Below are 20,540 nucleotides of genomic sequence, written 5' to 3'. Positions count from 1 at the left end.
ATAATAAGGTTGAATTAGTTAAACTTAGAGGTAAAGGGAGATAAAATATGTCAAAAATAGAATTTATAGCATCTACTCTTTTTGGTGTTGAAGCAATAACTGCAAGAGAGCTAAAAGAGCTAGGGTATAAAGATATCACTGCAGAGAATGGAAAAGTCACTTTTGCAGGCGATGAGATGGCTTTATGCAGGTCAAACCTTTGGATTAGAACGGCAGAGAGAATATACGTAAAAATAGGGGAATTTACTGCCACAACTTTTGAAGAACTTTTTGAAGGTACAAAGGCTCTTCCCTGGGAAGATTGGATACCTGAAGATGGCAGGTTTCCTGTGGAGGGTTATTCAATAAAATCCAAGCTTTTTAGCGTGTCTGACTGTCAGGCAATAGTTAAAAAAGCTGTTGTGGAAAGGCTTAAGAAGAAATACAAAAAAGAATGGTTTGAAGAAAACGGCGCAACTTATAAAATAAAATTTTCATTAATGAAAGACAAGGTAACACTTATGATTGACACGAGTGGTGACGGTTTACACAAAAGAGGCTATAGAGTCATATCCAATGAAGCACCTTTGAGAGAAACTTTGGCTGCTGCTATGATAATGCTGAGCTTTTGGAAACCGGATAGACCTTTGATAGACCCTTTTTGTGGCTCTGGGACGATTCCGATCGAGGCAGCTATGATTGGAATAAATCTCGCACCAGGTTTAAAACGACAATTTGTTTCCGAAAAATGGTGGAGAATATCAAATAAATTATGGAAAGAAGCGAGAGAAGAAGCAGTTGGTGCTATTAAAAAAGATATAACTTTAAACATAAAAGGATATGACATTGACGAAAACGCCATCAAATTGTCAAAAGACAATGCGCGTAAAGCTGGTGTAGAGAAATACATAACTTTTGAAAATATCTCATTAAAAGATTTAAAAACAGATGATAAATATGGTGTTATAATATGCAATCCTCCTTATGGTGAAAGGATGGGGGAATTAAAGGAAGTAGAAAAACTTTATAAAGAAATGGGAAAAGTTTTCAAAAAACTTGATACGTGGTCTTTTTATATACTGACTTCCCATGAAAGATTTGAGAAACTCTTTGGAAGAGAGGCTTCTAAAAAAAGAAAGCTTTACAATGGCATGTTAAAAGCTTACTATTATCAGTATTACGGACCAAAACCAGAAAACTAATTTTTATTGAGTTTTTCTATGTGAGGGTTATAATAAAATATAAGATTATCGATAAAAATTGGTGGTGGAGTTATGGATAATGCAGTGAGGAAGAAAGCAAAAGAATATACATGCTAATTATGCTGTAGATGTTGAGCGCATTGAATCGCTCATTGGTTCTCTTAGAGGAGATATCCTTGACTCTATTATATAAGAAACTTGATACATATTTTTCAAGGTAAATAGATAGTCATGAACAAGGGAATTGACTTAAATGATAAGTAGATGTAAAATATAGGTGTACAAGTGAATACAAAAAATCTTATGGTCTTGAGAAGTTAAAAGGGAAAGCGGTGAAAATCCGCTGCAGCCCCCGCTACTGTGAGCGAGGATGAAGCCCTAATAAGCCACTGCTTGGCACTCAAGAAATGTGCCGGGTGGGAAGGCAGGGTGGAAGATGAATCGCGAGCCAGGAGACCTGCCATAAGATTTCGGAAGTTCGCCTTCGGAGGGAAGGTGGAATGGAATTTTTATGCTTAATTTTGGCAAAAAGGTCTACCTCCATGGGGTAGGCTTTTTTTGATACTTGAAAAATTTAAATTAGGAGGGTACTTATGAGAAAATTTAAAGGTTTACTTGCTTTATTGGTAATATTTGCTTTGATGTTTTCACTGGCGGCTTGTTCAACAAACATTGCTACTAAACCAGAAAACACTTCTCAAACAGCAACTGAAACCGTAAAAACTCAGTTTCCTTTAAAGGTTACTGATTTTTTGGGAAGAGAAGTAACTATAGACAAAAAACCTCAAAGAATAGTTTCTCTTGCACCTTCTACAACAGAGCTTATATATGCTTTAGGAGCAGGAAATAAGGTTGTGGGTGTTACAGACTTTGATAATTATCCACCTGAGGTCAAGGATGTACCCAAAGTGGGGGGATTTAAAGGGCCAAATGTAGAAGCGATTACTGCTCAAAAACCTGATATAATTTTTGCTTCCACTCTTTCAGGCAAAGAGCAGATGGAATCTTTAGAAAAGATGGGTATCCCTGTTGTAATGTTGGAGGCAAAAAATATTGACCAGATATACCAGTCTATAAGAATAATAGGTCAAATAACAGGAACTGAGAAAAAAGGCGAAGAGTTAATTAAACAAATGCAAGATAAAATAAAAGAAATAAATGACAAAGTCAAGGACCTTCCGAAAGTCAGCGTATTTTATCTGGTCTCTCTTGACGGAAACTGGACAGCAGGTAAAGGCACATTTATTGATGAGCTTATAAACCTTGCAGGTGGCAAAAACGTTGCAGAGGATGTAAATGGCTGGGCGCAGTACAGCGTAGAAGAATTAGTCAAGAAAAATCCTGATGTGATAATAACATCTCCTCATGCAGGAAATGTAAAAGACATCAAAAATATGGCAGGATACAAAGACACAAATGCTGTTAAAAATGACAAGATATTTGTGATAAGCAATGATGACATAATATCAAGAGCTTCTAATAGAATTGTTTTAGGACTTGAAGAAATTGCAAAATTCTTACATCCGGAGGCATTTAAGTAAAGTGAAATTCAAAAGAGGCATATATTTTGGTACAGCCTTTTTACTGCTTATCTTTACCATGATTTTATCAATTTCTGCAGGGGCGGTAAAAATACCCCTGCAGGAAATTTTAAATGTTTTTTTAGGAGGGGGAAGTGAAACCTCTAGGACGATAATCCTTAATTTAAGACTTCCAAGAGTTGTTGAATCTACAGTTGTAGGAATGGGGCTTTCGGTTGTAGGAGCGTTTTTTCAAGGACTTTTGAGAAATTCAATGGCAGACCCTTATGTTTTGGGTATATCATCAGGAGCGGCTTTTGGTGCTACTATTGCGATAATATTAGGACTTGGAATATTTGGACTTAGTTTTATGGCATTTATTACTTCTTTAATGACTGTATTTTTCGTATACACTATTTCTAAAACTGGGACAAGAGTATCTATGACTACAATGTTATTGGCGGGTATAGCCATAAGTGCTTTTATGTCTGCAATTATTTCTCTCATGATGCTTTTAAATCATGATGAGTTTTCTCGAATTGTTTTTTGGACTATGGGAGGATTTAGCCTCATAAACTGGAATGGTGTGGTCTTTTCTACTCCTGTTATATTGATTGGTTCTTTTGTTATGTATGTATTTTCAAGGGATGTAAATGCGATATTGACAGGAGAAGAGGTTGCCGAACATTTAGGTGTCAACACAGAATTGGTCAAAAAAATAATTCTTGTGACAGGGTCATTGGTTACTGCAACAGCTGTATCAGTTGGAGGAATTATAGGTTTTGTAGGACTTATTGTGCCTCATATATCAAGGCTTATTGTAGGACCTGACAATAGAATTCTTGTACCTTTTAGTGCTATATCGGGAGCGATATTTTTAACTTTTGCAGACTTATTAGCACGAGTTATTTTAAAACCAATGGAAATTCCAATTGGGATAATTACTGCGGCATTTGGAGGGCCATTCTTTTTGTATCTGTTAATAAAGAGCAAACAAAAAAGTGAAGGAATGTGATGATATGGCAATTTTACAGGTAGATAAATTACATTTTTCTTATGGGGAAAGGGAAGTTTTAAGAGGGATAGATTTCACCATAAATAAAAGCATAGTGATAGGGATAATTGGTGCAAATGGAAGTGGCAAGACTACACTTTTAAAGAATATATCAGGGTATTTGACGCCAACTTATGGTAATGTTTTTGTGTTGGGAAAAAATATCAAAGACTTTACTATAAAAGAAAAGGCAAAATATATAGGTTATGTGCCTCAAGATATAGTTTACGACTTTGAATTTAGCTGTTATGACGTAGTAATGATGGGAAGAATTCCTTATCTTAAAAGGTTTCAGTCGGAGAGAAAAGAAGACAGAGATATTGTAAGAGAGTGCATGGAAATTACAAATACATGGCAGTTTAAAGACAAAAGCATAAAAGAGTTAAGCGGCGGTGAGAGGCAAAGAGTGTATATAGCAAGGGCATTAGCACAAAAAGCTCGAATTTTACTCATGGATGAGCCAGTTTCTCACCTTGATATAAAGTACCAAGTTGAAATACTGTCCCTTGTAAAAGATTTATCCTTAAAAGGGATACTTGTAATTGTTGTGCTCCACGATATTAATCTTGCTTCCCAGTTTTGTGATGAGATTTTCATAATGAAAGAAGGAAAAATAATAGCATCTGGGTCTCCCAGAAATGTTTTAACATTGAACAATATAAATTCAGCTTTTTCAATAGATGTGGAAGTATTTGAAAATCCAGTCACCCATACTCCTTACGTTATTCCATCGCTAAATGGAAAGGAGCAACTCAAAGTTGTGTAAGGCTGTAATGATTGCAGGCACCCATTCAGGGGCCGGTAAAACTACTGTAAGCCTTGGGCTTATGGGAGTGTTGTCAAAAAGGTATAAAGTTCAGCCTTTTAAAGTAGGTCCAGATTATATAGATGCTGCTTATCACAGATATGTCACAGGGAATTTTTCCTGCAATCTCGACTTGTACCTGTTGGGGGAACAAAACCTTAAATCGCTTTTTTACAAAAATGCCTGCAATGCTGACATTTCTATAATTGAAGGTGTTATGGGAATGTACGATGGGATTGATACTACAAAAAAGGGGAGCAGTGCTGACATTGCGAAAATTTTAGATATTCCTGTGATTTTAGTTGTAGATGCTTCTTCTATGGCGACAAGTGTATCAGCTTTAATAATGGGTTATATGCACTATGACAGGGAAGTAAAAATTGCAGGGGTGATATTAAATAAAGTTGGAAGTGAAAAACACTATGCCCTTTTGAAAGAATGCATAACAAGAGATTTAGGTATTGAGGTTTTTGGCTATCTTCCAAAGGATCCAAAATTAGATTTGCCAGAAAGACACTTAGGCCTTGTACCGATATATGAGATGCCAGAAATTAAACACAAGTTTGATACCTTATATGATTATATTGGAAAATACATTGATATAGAAAAAATTCTTAATGTAGGTGTAGTTGACTGTTCAAATAGATTTAGAAACACGATTGGTGAGGGCCATGATTTAAAAAGGGTAAAAATAGGGTATGCGTTTGATGAGGCTTTTAATTTTTATTACAAAGAGAGTTTGGAATTTTTTGAAGAAATGGGAGCAGAGCTTATACCCTTTAGTCCTCTTAAAGATTATAAATTACCAGATGAAATATCGGGTTTGTACATAGGGGGAGGATTTCCAGAGGTTTTCGCGGAGAGGCTTAATAAAAACAAAAAAATGTTGAAATCGGTTAAAGATGCAATAGATTCAGGTATGCCTGCATATGCAGAGTGTGGCGGCTTTATGTATCTTACAAAAAGCATAACAGATTTACAAGGAAATACTTTTGAAATGGCAGGAATTTATGATTTTGAAACTGTCATGACAAAAAGGCTTCAGAGATTTGGCTATGTTGAGGCAGAAGTTATTGAAGATAACATCCTTTTTAGAAAAGGGGATAAAATAAAAGGGCATGAGTTTCACCACTCAATAATAAAAGGTTTTTCACAGAAAGCCTCATACGTTGTGCATAAACCGGGAAAAGAAAACGCTTGGGAATGTGGATTTGTGCATAAAAATTGCTTAGCGACGTATGTTCACATAAATTTATACACATATAAAGAGGCTGTCAAGAGGTTTGTTGACAAATGTGTTCAATACCGAAACTCAAATGCTTTTCAGGAGGATTAATATGGCACTTAAATTGATGATACAAGGGACCGCATCGTCTGTTGGCAAAAGCTTGTTGGTTGCCGCTTTTTGCAGAATTTTCAAGCAAGATGGTTACAGAGTAGCCCCTTTTAAGTCTCAAAATATGGCTTTGAATTCCTATATAACTGATGAAGGACTAGAAATAGGAAGAGCACAAGCTATGCAGGCGGAAGCGGCAGGAGTTAAGCCTTCTTATCACATGAATCCAATACTTCTAAAGCCTAGCTCTGATAAAAAAAGCCAAGTTGTTTTAAGAGGCAAAGTTTATAAAAATATGTCTGCAGCCGAATACCACCAATTTAAGCCACAGCTTTTAAAGTTTATTAAAGAGGACTTTGATTTTCTTGCAAGTCAAAATGACATTGTAGTAATAGAAGGCGCTGGAAGCCCTGCAGAAATAAATTTAAGAGATAGAGATGTCGTAAACATGGGTATGGCAGAGATGGTAAATGCACCAGTACTTCTTGTAGGAGATATTGATAAAGGAGGTGTATTTGCTTCAATAGCTGGCACTTTGCTCCTTTTAAAAGAAAATGAGAGAAATCGCATTGAAGGTGTACTTATAAACAAGTTTAGAGGAGACATTGAAATATTAAAGCCAGGTCTTAAGATGTTAGAAAACATTGTACACAAAAAGGTTTTAGGTGTTGTCCCTTATATGGATGTGCACATTGATGAAGAGGATGGGGCGACGGAGAGATTTTATCGTAGGAATACAGAAGGAGATATAGAGATTGCAGTTATAAATCTTCCCCACATATCGAATTTTACGGATTTTGAACCTCTTGCTAAAGTTCCCGGAATAAAGCTTCGATATGTGAATAAAGGGGAAAGGATTGGAGATTGTGATGTTGTTATAATTCCGGGAACAAAAAACACAATTGGAGATTTGCAAGCATTAAAAGGATATAGGCTTGATAAGGAAATTTTTGAAATGAGAAAAAAAGGGAAATTTATAGTCGGCATTTGTGGAGGATACCAAATGCTGGGGAAAGTCATTAAAGACCCTAATCAAATTGAAAGCTCTCTTAAAGAAATTGAGGGACTGGGACTTTTGGATATAGAGACTGTAATTGAAAAAGAAAAGACAACAACCCAAGTTAAGGCGGTTATTCGCAATAATTTACCATCAATATTATCACCTCTTAGAAATATTGCTGTAGAGGGATATGAAATACACATGGGGCAAAGTCGAATTTTGGGAGATTGTCAGCCTTTTTCAGTAATAACTCATAGAAATGGAGAAAAAATCGAAGTCTATGACGGTTGTATAAGCGATGATGGAAAAGTGTTTGGAACTTACATACACGGAATTTTTGAAAATAGAGAGTTTGTCAGGGAATTTATAAATATTGTGAGAAAATCAGAAGGACTTTCTCCTATAGAGGAAATTATTGATTACAAAGAATTTAAAGAAAGAGAATATGATAAGCTTGCAGATATTGTGAGAAAAAGTATCGAGATGAAAGAAGTCTATGAAATTATGGAGAGGTATAAAGATTAATGGAAGTGGTATTAGCCTACTTATTAGATTTGTTGATAGGAGACCCTGAAGGATATCCTCATCCTGTAAGAATTATAGGGAGAGTGGTATCACATTTAGAGAGTATACTTAGAAAATATGCTAAAAGTGACAGAGCTTTAAAAATAACAGGTTTTATACTGTGTGGACTTACAGTAACTTTGGCATTTGCAGCAACATATGTACTACTTTATATTGCAGGACTTATACATCCATATTTAAAGTATGCTTTAGATGTTTTAATTATATATACCTGCCTTGCTACAAAAGACCTTGGTAAAGCTGCTGGAAGAGTATACGAAGCGTTGACAAAGGATGATATAGTTGAAGCAAGGAAAAGATTATCTTATATAGTCAGTAGGGATACAGATAGGCTTGATGTTGAGAATATATCCAGAGGAGCGATAGAAACAGTTGCAGAGAATATATCAGACGGTATAATAGCCCCTATGTTTTACGCGTTTATAGGAGGTGCGCCGCTGGCTATCTTTTATAAGGCAGCAAGCACTCTTGATTCTATGGTAGGCTATAGAAATGAAAAATACCTCGACTTAGGATTTGCTTCTGCAAAACTTGACGACATATTAAATTTTATTCCTGCTCGCATAACAGGTTTTTTGATTGTTATAGCTGCTTTTCTCTTAGGCTATGATTATAAAAATAGTTGGAGGATTTTTTTAAGAGATAGGTTGAAACATCAAAGTCCAAACAGTGCCCATGGAGAAGCAGCAGTTGCCGGTGCTTTAAATATACAACTTGGAGGTCTCAATTATTATTTTGGAAAGCCTGAAATTAAACCAACTCTTGGGGATGGAAAAGAAAAAATTACTCCACAGCACATAAAAGACAGCATAAGAATAATGTATATGACTTCATTTTTAGGTCTTGTAGTGCTTTATGGGACGAAGATTTTGATACCATAAAGGAATAACTTATAATTGTTTCAAAATTATTACATAAAAACACTTGAAAATTGTAAATAGGAGGAGATTGATGTGAAAGAAAAAGCAAATGCATTAAAAAATGTTAAAACTCTTACTCTTGTTGCTATGCTTATAGCCTTAAGTGCTGTAGGTGCTCTTATAAAAATCTTTAACACTGTTGCCTTTGACTCAATGCCAGGGTATTTTGCTGCATTATACCTTGGAAGTTGGTATGGAGCCCTTGTAATAAGTTTAGGGCACATGCTTACAGCAATTACTTCTGGATTTCCTTTAGGGCTTACAAATCACATATACATAGCAGTGCAAATGGCATTATATGCCTATTTGTTTAGATTTTTTTATCGAAAATTTAACATCTATATTGCAGTGATTGTTGCTACCATCTTAAATGGACCTGTTGCAACCCTTTTGTTTGTACCCATATTCGGATGGGGATTTTTTGCGGCATGGGTACTTCCCCTAACAATTGCGTCATTTGCAAATGTATTTCTTGCAGCGTTAATTTACAAAGCGATACCGAAAAGGAGTAGGGAATAAAAAGTGATTGAGAGATACAGAGATTTAGTTGTAATTTATGAAAATGATGTAGCATATGTGATATCTTGTGACAGTCTTGGAGCAATAGGGAATAAAGAAAATGATGTGTTAAAAGTTGATGAAGAGATTGTAGGGAGAACTACTGTAAAAGTGGCTCTTTCGGAAGTACTATGTGTAGGAGCAAAACCTTTAGTCATATCAGATACTTTATCTGTTGAAATGAATCCAACAGGGCAAAAAATTTTAAAAGGTATAAAAAATGAACTTGAGGAGAACGGGCTTTTAGATGTAGTTTTTACAGGAAGTACTGAAGAAAATTTCCCTACATCTATGACAGGTATAGGGATTACAGTAATAGCAAAAGCAAATATTGGGGACTTAAAGATAAAAAAAGTCAAAGCAGGTATGCATGTTTCTCTTTTAGGTTATCCACGTGTAGGAAGTGAAGTTTTAGGAGCAAAAGATGTTCTTAATTTAAGTGATTATATAAAGATTTCTAATTCCAATAAAATAGTGGAAGCAATACCTGTTGGTTCAAAAGGTGTAAAATATGAAATTGGCATATTAGAGAAAATATCAGGATTAAAGGTGGAAGCGAATTTTCCACAATATCTTGATGTATTAAAATCAGGGGGGCCTTCTACCTGTTGCCTTGTAGTCCACAGTGAGGAAGATACAGCCTCTATTAAAGGACTGACAGATAAACCCTTAACATATGTCGGAGTGCTGGTTTAGCGTAAATGAAAGAAGGTGTTTCAATGAAACCTTATGAGCATGGCGGAAATGTTTATGATTATGAAGGAGAAATAATCGATTTTAGTTCAAATATAAATCCTCTTGGGGTGCCGGAATGGATTTTTGATATTATCAAAAAAGTTGATTTAACGAAATATCCGGATATAAAATATCGAAAACTAAAAGAGGCTATTTCACAGTATGTGGGGTATTCACAAGAAAATATAATTGTTGGGAATGGCGCGACAGAGCTCATACATCTTTTTGTGAGAGCATTTAAGGTGAAAAGCCCCCTCATTCCGTCTCCTGCTTTTTTGGAATATGAAAGGGCAGTCCACATAAACGGTGGTGAACCGATATATTTCAGGCTGGAAGAAGACTATGGATTTAAAATGAATCTCGCAAAGCTTCTTTCACAAATGGAAGAGGCGGATTCTTTAATCATTGGGAATCCTAACAATCCTACCGGACAAGCCATAATTAGAGAGGAAATAGGGATTTTATTAAAAAAAGCGGAGATTTTGAACATACCTGTCATGATAGATGAAGCTTTTATTGAATTTATGAAAGACTATAAAAATTATGAAGCTTTATCTCTTGCAAAAAAGCATGATAAATTGTTTGTTGTAAGAGCTGTCACAAAATTTTTTGGCATGCCGGGGTTGAGGTTGGGGTACGGGATTGGAAGTCCTTCTTTGATACAAAAATTGGAAGAATATAAAGAACCTTGGACAGTAAATGCTTTTGCAGATGCTGTGGGGAGAGAAATATTTAAAGATGAAGCTTATATAGAAAAAACAAGGGAATATGTAAATAAAGAAATAGAGTATATGCTTTATACTTTAAGAAAAATTGATTATTTAGTTGCTTTTGATACAAAAGTAAATTTTATATTGTTAAAGTTAAGAACAGGTGGGGTAAATGACCTTAAACAAATACTTCTAAAAAAAGGAATTCTCATAAGAGATGCTTCTAATTTTAGGTATCTGGACAAAAGCTTTTTTAGAGTTGCTATAAAAAGACATGAAGACAATGAAAAATTGATACAGGCTTTGAAAGAAATAGATATAAAAGATTTAGTAGAAGATAAAGAAAGGGTTGTAACATAATGAGTCTTGTTATGATCACAGGTGGTGCAAGGTCTGGCAAAAGTGAATTTGCTGAAAAATTGGCTTTAGAAAAAGGAGGAAACAGTGTCCTTTATATAGCTACTTCTATTCCTTTTGACGAAGAAATGAAGGGAAGAGTCAAAAGGCATAAAGAGAGAAGGCCACCTTTTTGGCAGACAAAAGAAGTCTACAAAAATTTATATGACGTAATATCAAAAAGCAATGCCAAAGTCATATTGATTGACTGCCTTACAGTTATGATTACAAACCTATTAATGGAAGTTGACTTAACATGGGAAAAAGTAGAGTTGAAGGAGATTGATAACATAGAAAAGCAAATTGCTGACGAAGTAGATAAGATATTAAGTGCTAAGAAGGATTTTAAAGGGGATATAATTCTTGTGACAAATGAAGTGGGAATGGGATTAGTGCCCGAATACAAACTGGGCAGGATATTTAGAGATATAGCAGGCAGAATGAATAAAAAAGTGGCAGATGTTGCAGATGAAGTTTATTTAATGGTTTCAGGAATACCTCTTAAAATAAAGTGATGACTGAAAGGGATGCAACATTTTTATGGAAGAAATTAAAAGATTGGTACTTGCGATGCAATTTATGACACGCCTTCCTATACCAATAGAAGTTGATGTTGAAAAAAGAGAGTTTTATAGAATAGCATCTTATTTTCCAATAGTCGGAATTGTTATAGGAGGTATCCTTTCACTTTTGTATATTGCGTTAAAAGATTTCTTTTCCCGGGAAATTGTAATGACTTTTATTGTAGCTTTTTCTTATGTTTTAACAGGAGCAATGCATATTGACGGGCTTGCAGATACTTTTGATGGCCTTTTTAGCAATAAGGATAAAAGTAAAATACTGGAGATAATGAGAGACTCGAGACTTGGCACGAATGGAGTCCTAGCTTTAGTTTTTATGGTTGTTTTAAAAATATTATTCCTCATCAATATACACGAAAATATTACTTTAACAACACTTTTAATTACTCCAATTATTGGAAGATTGTCAATTGTGTTTTCTATGATGATAAGTAAATCTGCAAGAGGTGGAGAAGGGCTTGGAGGACTCATGCTGGGTAAAGTAGGGATAAGGGAATTTGCCATAGCTTTTGTTATTTCAATTGCTACAAGCTATTTTATACTGCCTTTAGCGGTTTTTGTAAAAATACTTACTATATCGCTTTTTGTTACTTATATTGTATCAAAGTATATTTCGCTGAAAATAGGTGGTATGACTGGGGATACTCTCGGTGCAGTAAATGAATTGGCAGAGCTTACTGCACTCATTTGCTTTGTAAGTGTGTCATTATAAAAAAGGAGAGATTTTTATGGGAAAAGGATTATTAATAATAGCACATGGAAGTCGTGTTGAAGAAACTAGGGAAGCAGTATACCAAGTTATAAATAAAATAAAGAGCTTCAAAATATACAAAGACGTAAAAGCAGGTTTTATGGAATTTAACCAGCCTGATATATCTACTTCCATAAGAGAATTTGTCAAAGAAGGAATTTACGATATCATAGCAGTTCCTATGTTTTTATTTGAAGGAAACCATGTGTTGCATGATATACCTGAGGTTTTTGGAAAAGAAAAAGAAAAATATCCGGCTTTAAAGATTAAGTTTGCAAAGTCTATAGGGTATGATGACAGGATCGTAGATATAATGCTTGAAAGAGCGAAAGAGGTAGAATAAAAATTTACTTATGGGAAAGGGTTGTTTTTTATGAATTATATAACTGACCCTAAAGAGATTGAGAAGAGAAGTTTTGAAATAATAAGTAAAAATATTGACGAGATGAAGTTTGAAAAAAGAGAACTTATGATTGTAAAAAGAGTAATTCATGCGACGGCAGACTTTGATTTTGCTCACATAATAAAAATCTCTGATGGAGCAATAGATGCAGGTTTAAAAGCCTTAAAAGAGGGATGTACAATTGTTACAGATACAAAAATGGCTGAAGCGGGAATAAACAAAAAGGCTTTAAAATCTATAGGAACAAGTGTCAAATGTTACATTGACATGCCACAAGTCGAGGAGCTTTCAAAAACGTACGCCATTACAAGATCAATGGCATCAATGGTTATAGCCTCAAAAGATGGAAGAAACAAGATATTTGCCATTGGCAACGCTCCAACAGCCCTTTTTAAACTTTGTGAACTCATAAATTCCGGTGAAATAAAGCCTTATTTGATAATTGGCGTTCCTGTCGGTTTTGTTGGAGCAGAAGAAGCAAAAGAAGAAGTGAAAAAACTTGGAGTGCCCTACATAATAACGGAAGGAAGAAAAGGTGGAAGTACAATAGCGGCAGCTATAGTCAATGCTCTTTTGTATATGATGGGTGATTGATACAAAAGACAGGCGCAAAAGTGGGTGGAATTATGGAAGTGTATACAATTAAAGAAGGTAAAAAGCTGAGATACGGCTATACTACTGGCTCGTGTGCGGCTGCTGCCTCAAAAGCCGCTACCTACATGCTTTTTACAGGGGAGAAAATAGACACTGTAGAGATAGATACACCAAAGGGGTGGCACCTTATACTTGATGTTTTAGATGTGACGTCAGGAGAAGGGTGGGTAAAATGTGGCATAAGAAAAGACGGCGGTGATGACCCTGATGCAACTCACGGGCTTATAATATATTCAAAAGTGGAATTAAAAGAGAGAGAAGGAATTGACGTTTACGGAGGAGAGGGAGTAGGAGTTGTCACAAAACCGGGGCTACCCGTAAGCCCTGGGAAACCCGCTATTAATCCTGTTCCAATGTCCATGATTTTAAATGAAGTCAAAAAAGTATTACCAGAAGGGAAAGGTGTAAAAATTACCATAAGCGTGCCAGGTGGTGAAAAGGTGGCTTTAAAAACTTTTAATCCGCGGCTTGGAATAGTTGGAGGAATATCAATACTTGGTACTTCAGGAATTGTAGAGCCTATGTCGGAGGAAGCTTTAAAAGCTTCTCTTGAGTTAGAACTTTCTATTCTTTCTGCGGAGGGACATAAAAAGGTAGTTTTTGCTCCAGGAAATTACGGCAAAGATTATGCTATGAAAGAAGGCCTTGAAGAAAGGCTTATCATATCTTATGGGAATTTCTTAGGATTTATGCTGGAGAAAGCAGTAGAGTACGGCTTTACACATGTGGTGTTGGCAGGGCATATAGGTAAACTCGTAAAAGTAGCAGCAGGGATATTTAATACCCACAGCCATGTTGCAGATGCAAGAGCAGAAATAATGGCGGCTTATGTAGCCCATTTTGGTGCAGATAAAAAGACTGTTGACAAAGTTCTGGATTCAAATACAACTGAAGAAGCCCTCGATATAATAGAAAAGGCGGGAGTCAATATAAAAGACTTTAGTCAGTTTATCGCTGACAGGGTTTACATGAAATGTAAGCAGTATGTTTATGATAAATTAAATATCGAAGTTCACCTCATTTCATTGAAAAGAGGCATTATTGCAAAAGCAGGAGAGAAAGTAGAATGGTGACGATTGTGGGAATAGGGCCGGGAAACAAGAAATTCATTACCCCCTATGCACTTGAAAAAATAAAAAAAGCGGATGTGCTAGTGGGAGGCAGGCGCCATCTCAAGGAATTTGAAGATATTGATTGCGAAAAGATTGTGATAAACGCTTCAACAGATTACCAAAGTATAATGAGCAGAGAAGGCAATATTGTCATTTTGGCATCGGGAGAACCTTCTTTGTACGGCATAACCGAAGTGATTTTAAAATATGTGGACAAAAGCCAATTAGAAATAATTCCAGGCATAAGCTCAATACAATACATGTGTGCAAAACTTAAAATAACAATGAATGATTTGACAGTGGTAAGCTTGCACGGCCGCAGTGAGGATTTAGTGAAAAAAGTAAAAGAAAATAAAAAAGTCGCTATTTTTACTGATAATACACATACGCCACAATTTATTGCAGCCTTATTGAAAGAGGGAAATTTGCATGACAGAAAAATACACGTTGGTGAAAATCTGTCTTATGACATCGAGAGGATTTACTCTTTTACAGTAGAGGAACTTTTAAACTGTAATAAAAAATTTGATTTAAATGTAGTGGTGATAACATGTGGCAATACATGACACCGGGAATTTCCGATGAATATTTTATAAGAGGCAGTGTACCTATGACAAAACAAGAGATACGAGCTTTGTCAATATCTAAGTTGAGGCTTAAAGAAGACAGCATAATATGGGATATTGGCGCAGGTACAGGTTCTGTTTCTATTGAGGCTGCTTTAATATCAAAAAAAGGTGTTGTTTATTCTATAGAAAAAGAAGAAGATGGGATAAGACTTATAAATGAAAACATCAAAAGATTTAATGTGGAAAATATTGTTGTGGTGGCTGGTGAAGCGCCTGATGCCCTTTTAGATTTGCCATCTCCTGATAGGATATTTATTGGAGGTACAGGGGATAAAATGTATCAAATATTCCAGACTGCTATAACTAAATTAAAAAGAGATGGAATAATCGTAGTTAATGGGATTACGCTTGATACAGCATATTCAGCTAATCATTATTTTAAACAAAAAGGATATAGGGTTGAAACGATATGTGTAAATATTTCAGTTTCAAAAGAAGCAGGAAATAAAACTATGATGATAGCAAGAAATCCTGTTTACATAATAATGGCAAAAAGAGAGGGATAGAATGGTAAAATTATACGGCATAGGAGTAGGACCGGGGGAGGAAAGCCTTATTACTTTAAAAGCTGTAAAAATACTTAAAAAGGTAGATGTGGTGATAGCCCCTTCAAGTAAAGGAGAAGGAAGTATTGCTTATGAGATTGCAAAGCCTTATATAAAAGGCGATGTAATATTTATGGAATTTCCCATGACCTACTCAAAAGAAGACCTCAAAACGAAGTGGAAAGAAAATGTTAAAAAAATCAAAGAGTTGCTTGATGAGGGGAAAGACGTAGCTTTTATAACAATAGGGGACCCCATGATTTACAGTACCTACATATACATTTTAAAAGGAATTGAGGATTACGAAGTAGAGACGATTCCTGGAATTACCTCCTATAGTGCAGCCGCCTCAAGGTTAAATATCCCAATTGCGGAGGGAAACGAGACTTTTGCAGTGATTTCATCAGGAGATGTAACGGAAATTTCAAAAGCTCTTGATATGTTTGATAACGTGGTATTAATGAAAATTTCGAGAAGATACGAGGAAATAGTAAATCTTCTAAAAGAAAAAAGCTTCAAAGGATACCTTGTGATAAAGTGCGGTCATAAAGAGGAAAAAATATCCTACGACCTTGATAGATATATAGGGAAAAAGATAGATTATTTGTCACTCATTATTGCAAAGAAGGTGAAGTAGCTGTGGTTTATTTTATTGGTGCAGGACCAGGAGACCCTGAACTTATAACATTAAAGGGGATGAAAATAATACAGGCTTGTGATGTCATCATATACGCAGGGTCACTTGTCAATAAAGAGATATTGAAATACGCAAAACCAGAGGCTGAAATTTACGATAGCGCTTTAATGAATCTTGATGAAATAATTGAGCTTATGGTAAAATCTTATAATGAGGGGAAAGATGTAGCGAGAATACACACAGGAGACCCTGCTATTTACGGTGCCATACATGAACAGATTAGAAGGCTGGAAGAAGAAAATATAGATTATGAAGTAATTCCCGGTGTTAGTTCTTTTTTGGCAGCAGCGGCAGTTTTGAAAAAAGAGCTGACGATTCCTGAAATAACCCAGACGGTTATTATAACACGAATAGGCGGAAGGACAAAAGTACCTCCAAAAGAAGACTTAAAAGATTTATCCCGCCACAAAGCTACAATGGCGATATTTTTAAGCGTGCAGGACATTGACAAAGTTGTTTTAGAGTTGAAAGAGGGTTATGAAGAGACTACACCTGTAGCAGTTGTGTACAAAGCTACTTGGGAAGACCAAGTGATTGTTACAGGTACTCTCAATGACATTTCACAAAAGGTCAAATCAAAGGGAATAAATAAAACAGCCATGATACTTGTAGGAGATTTTTTAAAAGATGTAAAGTCTTATTCAAAGCTTTATGATAGGGAATTTTCTCATAGCTTCAGGAAGAAGGAAGATTTATGAGAATAGCGATAATCGCTCTTACAAAAAACGCATCAAAGTTGGCGAATGAGATTGGCACAAAATTAAAAGGGGATGTGTATGTAAAAGAAAAATACACAACCCCTGAAGGCTATGCAATAGAAGGAGATTTTATAGAATTTGTCCATAAAATATTTAGAAAATATCAAGGGTTGGTCTTTGTAATGGCTACAGGGATTGTGGTAAGGGCAATTGCAGGGGTTGTGAAGGATAAATTTACTGACCCTGCTGTTGTGGTAGTAGACGAAAAAGGAAAGTTTGCCATAAGCCTTTTGTCCGGGCATGTAGGAGGTGCAAACAGGCTTGCACTCAAAGTGGCTTCTATAATTGGAGCACAGCCTGTCATAACAACTGCAACAGATGTAGAGGGAGTCATATCTCTTGACGTTATTGCTAAGGACTACGGGTACCAAATTGAAAATAAAGAAGATTTGAAAAAGGTTAGCGCTGCCTTTGTAAATGGAGAAAATGTAGGTTTTATTCTTGATGAAGATGTAGAGAAAATACCTTTGCTAAAAGATTATGTAAAAAATGAAGATGACCGTCAAATTGACGCTTTTGTTTACATAACTGACAAAGAAATAAAAAAACCGTTAGAAAAACCTTATGTCATATTAAGGCCTAAAAATATAGTTATTGGCTTAGGATGCAAAAAAGGAATAGCTTTTGAGGATTTGTTTCTCTTTGTCAGTGAAATCTTTAAAAAGTTAAATTTAAGCTTAAAAAGCATCGAGTCAATTGCTACTATAAATATAAAAAAAGAAGAAAAAGGGATACAGCAGTTGGCAAAATTTTTGAAAGTTCCTCTTGTGTTTTACACAAAAGAGGATTTAAAAAAAGTAGAAGATAAATTTCCTATCTCGGATTTTGTTTTTCATACCGTGGGAGTTGGAAGTGTTGCAAGGCCTTCTGCTTATTTAGCTAGCAGCGGTGGCAAAGAGATAGCATATCTTAAGAAGAATGGGATGACACTTGCCATATATAAGAAAGAAGGATTGACATGGGATGGATTAAAGTCGTGGGAATAGGTCCCGGTGATATAAAGGACATGACTCTTAAAGCATACAATGTCTTAAAAGAATGTGATGTAGTCGTAGGATATACTACTTATATAAACCTTATTAAACCTTTAATTGAGGACAAAAAGGTAATTTCATTAGGGATGAGAAAAGAAATTGACAGGGCTAAAAAAGCCGTGGAGTTAGCTTTACAAAGTAAAAATGTGTGCATTGTGTCAAGCGGTGATGCAGGCATATATGGAATGGCAGGGCTTATGTATGAGGTTGTCCATAAAGAAAACATAGATTTAAAAATAGAAGTAATACCAGGAGTAACTGCTCTAAATGCTGCGGCAGCTATACTGGGAGCACCTGTAATGCAGGATTTTGCAGTTATAAGTCTTTCAGACCACTTGGTATCTTGGCAGGTGATAGAAAAAAGATTGGCTCTTTCAGCACAAGCTGATTTTGTAATTGTCCTTTACAACCCTAAGAGCAAAGAAAGGCCGGAAAATCTTATGAAAGCCCAGAAAATTATTATGAAATACAAAAAAGAGGATATCCCTGTAGGAATAGTAAAAAATGCTTCAAGAGAGGGACAACAAGTGATAATCACCACTTTAAAAGAAATGGCAAATTATGAAATAGACATGAGGACGATTGTAATAATAGGGAATGAAAGTACTTATGTAGAAAATGGCAAAATGGTAACGCCGAGGGGATATGTACTGTGATACTGGTTTTGGCAGGTACAAAAGACGGAAGGGAGATTGCAGAAAGATTAAAGCTTAAAGGTTTTGAGATTATAGCAAGTACAGTGACAGATTATGGTGCAAGTCTTTTTAGTGAGGGAATTAAAGTTCACAAAGAGGCAATGGATGAACTAAGCCTCGTTAATTTTATTTATAAAAACAATATAGACATTGTAGTTGACGCAACTCATCCTTTTGCAAAAGATGTAAGCATAAATGCTATAAATGCCTGTAACAAAACTGGTATCAAGTATATAAGGTATGAAAGAGAAAGTCTATATTACTACAATGCCATTGTAGTTAAAAGTTCTGAAGAGGCAGCAGAAGAATGTAAAAAATACGACAGCATTTTTTTGACTGTAGGTAGTAAAAACCTCGAAAAATTTAGGGTTCTCTGGGAAATAGGAAAAAAGGTGACGGCAAGAGTGCTTCCTTTAAGTAACGTCATAAAAAAGTGTGAAGATTTAGGATTAAAACCCAAAGATATAATAGCGATGGAGGGCCCTTTTACCAAAGAACTTAATTATCAAATGTTTAAAGAAAGAAATGCGGAAGTGGTTGTGACAAAAGATAGTGGTATTGTGGGAGGAGTATTAGAAAAGTTTGAAGCTGCTAAAATGCTAGGTATTCCTGTAATTTTAATAAAAAGGCCTGATATAAATTATCCTGTTGTAGTAACAGATGTTGATAGTCTCATAAATGAGGTGACAAAAAGTGGACATAAATAATATTAAGATGGTGGGAGTAGATAAGGATACTCCTTTAGAATTGAGAGAAAAAGTTTCTTTTAAAGATATTGGAGAGGCATTAATAAAATTAAAAGAGTTGGGACTGGAGGAGGTTGTAATACTTTCCACCTGTCACAGAAGTGAAATTTACTTCTATTCACAAAAAATATCCACGGATGAAGTAAAAGATTTTTTCATAAATTACTTTGGCTTAAAAGAAGATTTCATAAAATATTTAAGGCAAATTTACGGACTTGATGCAGTGAAACACATTTTTAGAGTTGCCTGTGGGCTTGAATCTATGGTAGTAGGTGAAGACCAAATATTGTCACAGGTGAAGGAGGCTATAGATACCGCACAGACTTTCAACTCTTCCGGAAAGATACTTTTTAAACTTTTTAGAGATGCAGTAACTCTTGGGAAAAAAGCTCGTACAGATACGGGTATAAAAGATCTGGCTTTGTCTATAAGCTATATTGCAGTTAAATTTGTTCAAGAAGTATTTGAGGATATAAAAGGCAAAAAGGCTTTTGTGATAGGTCTTGGCGAGATGGGGCAAAATGCTATGAAAAATCTCATAGATAAGGGTGCTGATGTATTTGTTACAAACAGGACTTTTTCAAAAGCTATCCAATTAAAGGAGCAAATTCCAGAGATACATGTTGTGCCTTATGAACAAAAATATCTTTACATTGCCAGTAGTGATATTGTAATAAGTGCCACAAATGCTCCTCATTATACGATAAGTTATGAAAAGTTTAAAGAAGTTTACAATGGAAGAAAAATTTGCATGGTAGATATAGCTCTTCCTAGGGATATAGACCCAAGAATAGGACAAATAGAAGGGGTAAGTCTTTATACTATTGACGATTTAAAAAAGACAGCGGAGGAAAACAAAAAAGAGAGGCTTTTACTCATTCCCGTTATTGAAAAAATGGTGAAAGAGGAAGTGGATAAATTTGAAAAATGGTACAAAACACTTGAAATAGAGCCTTATATAAAAGAAGTAAGTAAATATGCCAATGAAGTTTATAACACAGAATTTCAAAGAATTATAAATAAATTGGCTGACGTGTCTGAAAAAGACAAGGAAAATATAAAAATCGCTTTAAAAAGAGTTGCAAATAAAATGGCTAATAAAATGATAACGTACCTTAAAGAAAACGCCTATTAG

Annotated in this window: 23 protein-coding genes and 1 riboswitch; all 23 genes read left to right on the top strand. The window is 35.3% G+C overall.

Going from position 1 to position 20,540, the window contains the following annotated elements:
• Positions 1-47 precede the first annotated feature (47 nt).
• Entirely contained in the window at positions 48-1,181 is a 1,134-nt protein-coding gene (locus THYS13_RS08140; protein ID WP_042834070.1) for a class I SAM-dependent RNA methyltransferase, read from the top strand.
• Positions 1,182-1,468: 287 nt separating this feature from the next.
• Positions 1,469-1,661, top strand: a riboswitch (cobalamin riboswitch).
• A 113-nt stretch (positions 1,662-1,774) separates the two neighbouring features.
• On the top strand, positions 1,775-2,722 hold the full coding sequence (locus tag THYS13_RS08135; RefSeq protein ID WP_042834069.1) for an ABC transporter substrate-binding protein: 948 nt from the start codon (positions 1,775-1,777) through the stop codon (positions 2,720-2,722).
• 1 nt (position 2,723) lies between these two features.
• Positions 2,724-3,716, top strand: a complete 993-nt coding sequence (locus tag THYS13_RS08130) for an iron ABC transporter permease (protein ID WP_042834068.1) — start codon at positions 2,724-2,726, stop codon at positions 3,714-3,716.
• Positions 3,717-3,720: 4 nt separating this feature from the next.
• Positions 3,721-4,521 (top strand): ABC transporter ATP-binding protein, encoded by an 801-nt coding sequence (locus THYS13_RS08125; RefSeq protein ID WP_042834067.1) that lies wholly within the window; start codon positions 3,721-3,723, stop codon positions 4,519-4,521.
• Entirely contained in the window at positions 4,514-5,896 is a 1,383-nt protein-coding gene (locus THYS13_RS08120) for a cobyrinate a,c-diamide synthase (RefSeq protein WP_042834066.1), read from the top strand. The genes THYS13_RS08125 and THYS13_RS08120 overlap by 8 nt, the downstream gene beginning before the upstream one ends.
• A gap of 1 nt (position 5,897) precedes the next feature.
• Positions 5,898-7,421, top strand: a complete 1,524-nt coding sequence (locus tag THYS13_RS08115) for a cobyric acid synthase (RefSeq protein WP_042834065.1) — start codon at positions 5,898-5,900, stop codon at positions 7,419-7,421.
• Positions 7,421-8,362: an adenosylcobinamide-phosphate synthase CbiB gene (gene cbiB / locus THYS13_RS08110; RefSeq protein ID WP_042834064.1), complete on the top strand. Its 942-nt coding sequence runs from the start codon at positions 7,421-7,423 to the stop codon at positions 8,360-8,362. Before THYS13_RS08115 ends, cbiB begins: the two co-directional genes overlap by 1 nt.
• A gap of 72 nt (positions 8,363-8,434) precedes the next feature.
• Positions 8,435-8,920 (top strand): ECF transporter S component, encoded by a 486-nt coding sequence (locus THYS13_RS08105; protein ID WP_012994488.1) that lies wholly within the window; start codon positions 8,435-8,437, stop codon positions 8,918-8,920.
• 3 nt (positions 8,921-8,923) lie between these two features.
• Entirely contained in the window at positions 8,924-9,655 is a 732-nt protein-coding gene (locus THYS13_RS08100) for an AIR synthase related protein (protein ID WP_042834063.1), read from the top strand.
• 23 nt (positions 9,656-9,678) lie between these two features.
• Positions 9,679-10,764, top strand: coding sequence for a threonine-phosphate decarboxylase CobD (gene cobD, locus THYS13_RS08095; protein WP_042834062.1), 1,086 nt, complete (start codon positions 9,679-9,681; stop codon positions 10,762-10,764).
• Positions 10,764-11,315, top strand: coding sequence for a bifunctional adenosylcobinamide kinase/adenosylcobinamide-phosphate guanylyltransferase (cobU, locus tag THYS13_RS08090; protein WP_042834061.1), 552 nt, complete (start codon positions 10,764-10,766; stop codon positions 11,313-11,315). The genes cobD and cobU overlap by 1 nt, the downstream gene beginning before the upstream one ends.
• A gap of 25 nt (positions 11,316-11,340) precedes the next feature.
• Complete coding sequence (gene cobS / locus THYS13_RS08085) at positions 11,341-12,093, top strand: adenosylcobinamide-GDP ribazoletransferase (RefSeq protein WP_042834060.1); 753 nt, start codon at positions 11,341-11,343, stop codon at positions 12,091-12,093.
• Between the two features lie 16 nt (positions 12,094-12,109).
• Entirely contained in the window at positions 12,110-12,475 is a 366-nt protein-coding gene (locus tag THYS13_RS08080) for a sirohydrochlorin chelatase (protein WP_042834059.1), read from the top strand.
• Positions 12,476-12,505: 30 nt separating this feature from the next.
• Entirely contained in the window at positions 12,506-13,129 is a 624-nt protein-coding gene (locus tag THYS13_RS08075; protein ID WP_029688788.1) for a precorrin-8X methylmutase, read from the top strand.
• Between the two features lie 32 nt (positions 13,130-13,161).
• A complete protein-coding gene (cbiD, locus tag THYS13_RS08070) occupies positions 13,162-14,262 on the top strand; it encodes a cobalt-precorrin-5B (C(1))-methyltransferase CbiD (RefSeq protein ID WP_042834754.1) in 1,101 nt (366 codons plus the stop codon).
• Positions 14,256-14,867, top strand: a complete 612-nt coding sequence (cbiE, locus tag THYS13_RS08065; RefSeq protein WP_042834058.1) for a precorrin-6y C5,15-methyltransferase (decarboxylating) subunit CbiE — start codon at positions 14,256-14,258, stop codon at positions 14,865-14,867. The genes cbiD and cbiE overlap by 7 nt, the downstream gene beginning before the upstream one ends.
• On the top strand, positions 14,864-15,436 hold the full coding sequence (gene cbiT, locus THYS13_RS08060; protein ID WP_042834057.1) for a precorrin-6Y C5,15-methyltransferase (decarboxylating) subunit CbiT: 573 nt from the start codon (positions 14,864-14,866) through the stop codon (positions 15,434-15,436). Before cbiE ends, cbiT begins: the two co-directional genes overlap by 4 nt.
• Before the next feature lies 1 nt (position 15,437).
• Complete coding sequence (gene cobI / locus THYS13_RS08055; RefSeq protein ID WP_042834056.1) at positions 15,438-16,112, top strand: precorrin-2 C(20)-methyltransferase; 675 nt, start codon at positions 15,438-15,440, stop codon at positions 16,110-16,112.
• Positions 16,113-16,114: 2 nt separating this feature from the next.
• Positions 16,115-16,870, top strand: a complete 756-nt coding sequence (cobM, locus tag THYS13_RS08050; protein WP_042834055.1) for a precorrin-4 C(11)-methyltransferase — start codon at positions 16,115-16,117, stop codon at positions 16,868-16,870.
• Positions 16,867-17,916, top strand: coding sequence for a cobalt-precorrin 5A hydrolase (gene cbiG, locus THYS13_RS08045; RefSeq protein WP_042834053.1), 1,050 nt, complete (start codon positions 16,867-16,869; stop codon positions 17,914-17,916). The genes cobM and cbiG overlap by 4 nt, the downstream gene beginning before the upstream one ends.
• On the top strand, positions 17,889-18,620 hold the full coding sequence (cobJ, locus tag THYS13_RS08040; protein ID WP_042834052.1) for a precorrin-3B C(17)-methyltransferase: 732 nt from the start codon (positions 17,889-17,891) through the stop codon (positions 18,618-18,620). The genes cbiG and cobJ overlap by 28 nt, the downstream gene beginning before the upstream one ends.
• Positions 18,617-19,366, top strand: coding sequence for a precorrin-6A reductase (gene cobK, locus THYS13_RS08035; RefSeq protein ID WP_042834051.1), 750 nt, complete (start codon positions 18,617-18,619; stop codon positions 19,364-19,366). Before cobJ ends, cobK begins: the two co-directional genes overlap by 4 nt.
• A complete protein-coding gene (gene hemA / locus THYS13_RS08030) occupies positions 19,353-20,540 on the top strand; it encodes a glutamyl-tRNA reductase (RefSeq protein WP_042834050.1) in 1,188 nt (395 codons plus the stop codon). The genes cobK and hemA overlap by 14 nt, the downstream gene beginning before the upstream one ends.

Source organism: Thermoanaerobacter sp. YS13 (assembly GCF_000806225.2).
Taxonomy (GTDB): domain Bacteria; phylum Bacillota; class Thermoanaerobacteria; order Thermoanaerobacterales; family Thermoanaerobacteraceae; genus Thermoanaerobacter; species Thermoanaerobacter uzonensis.
This window is presented reverse-complemented; position numbering and strand designations above follow the sequence as displayed.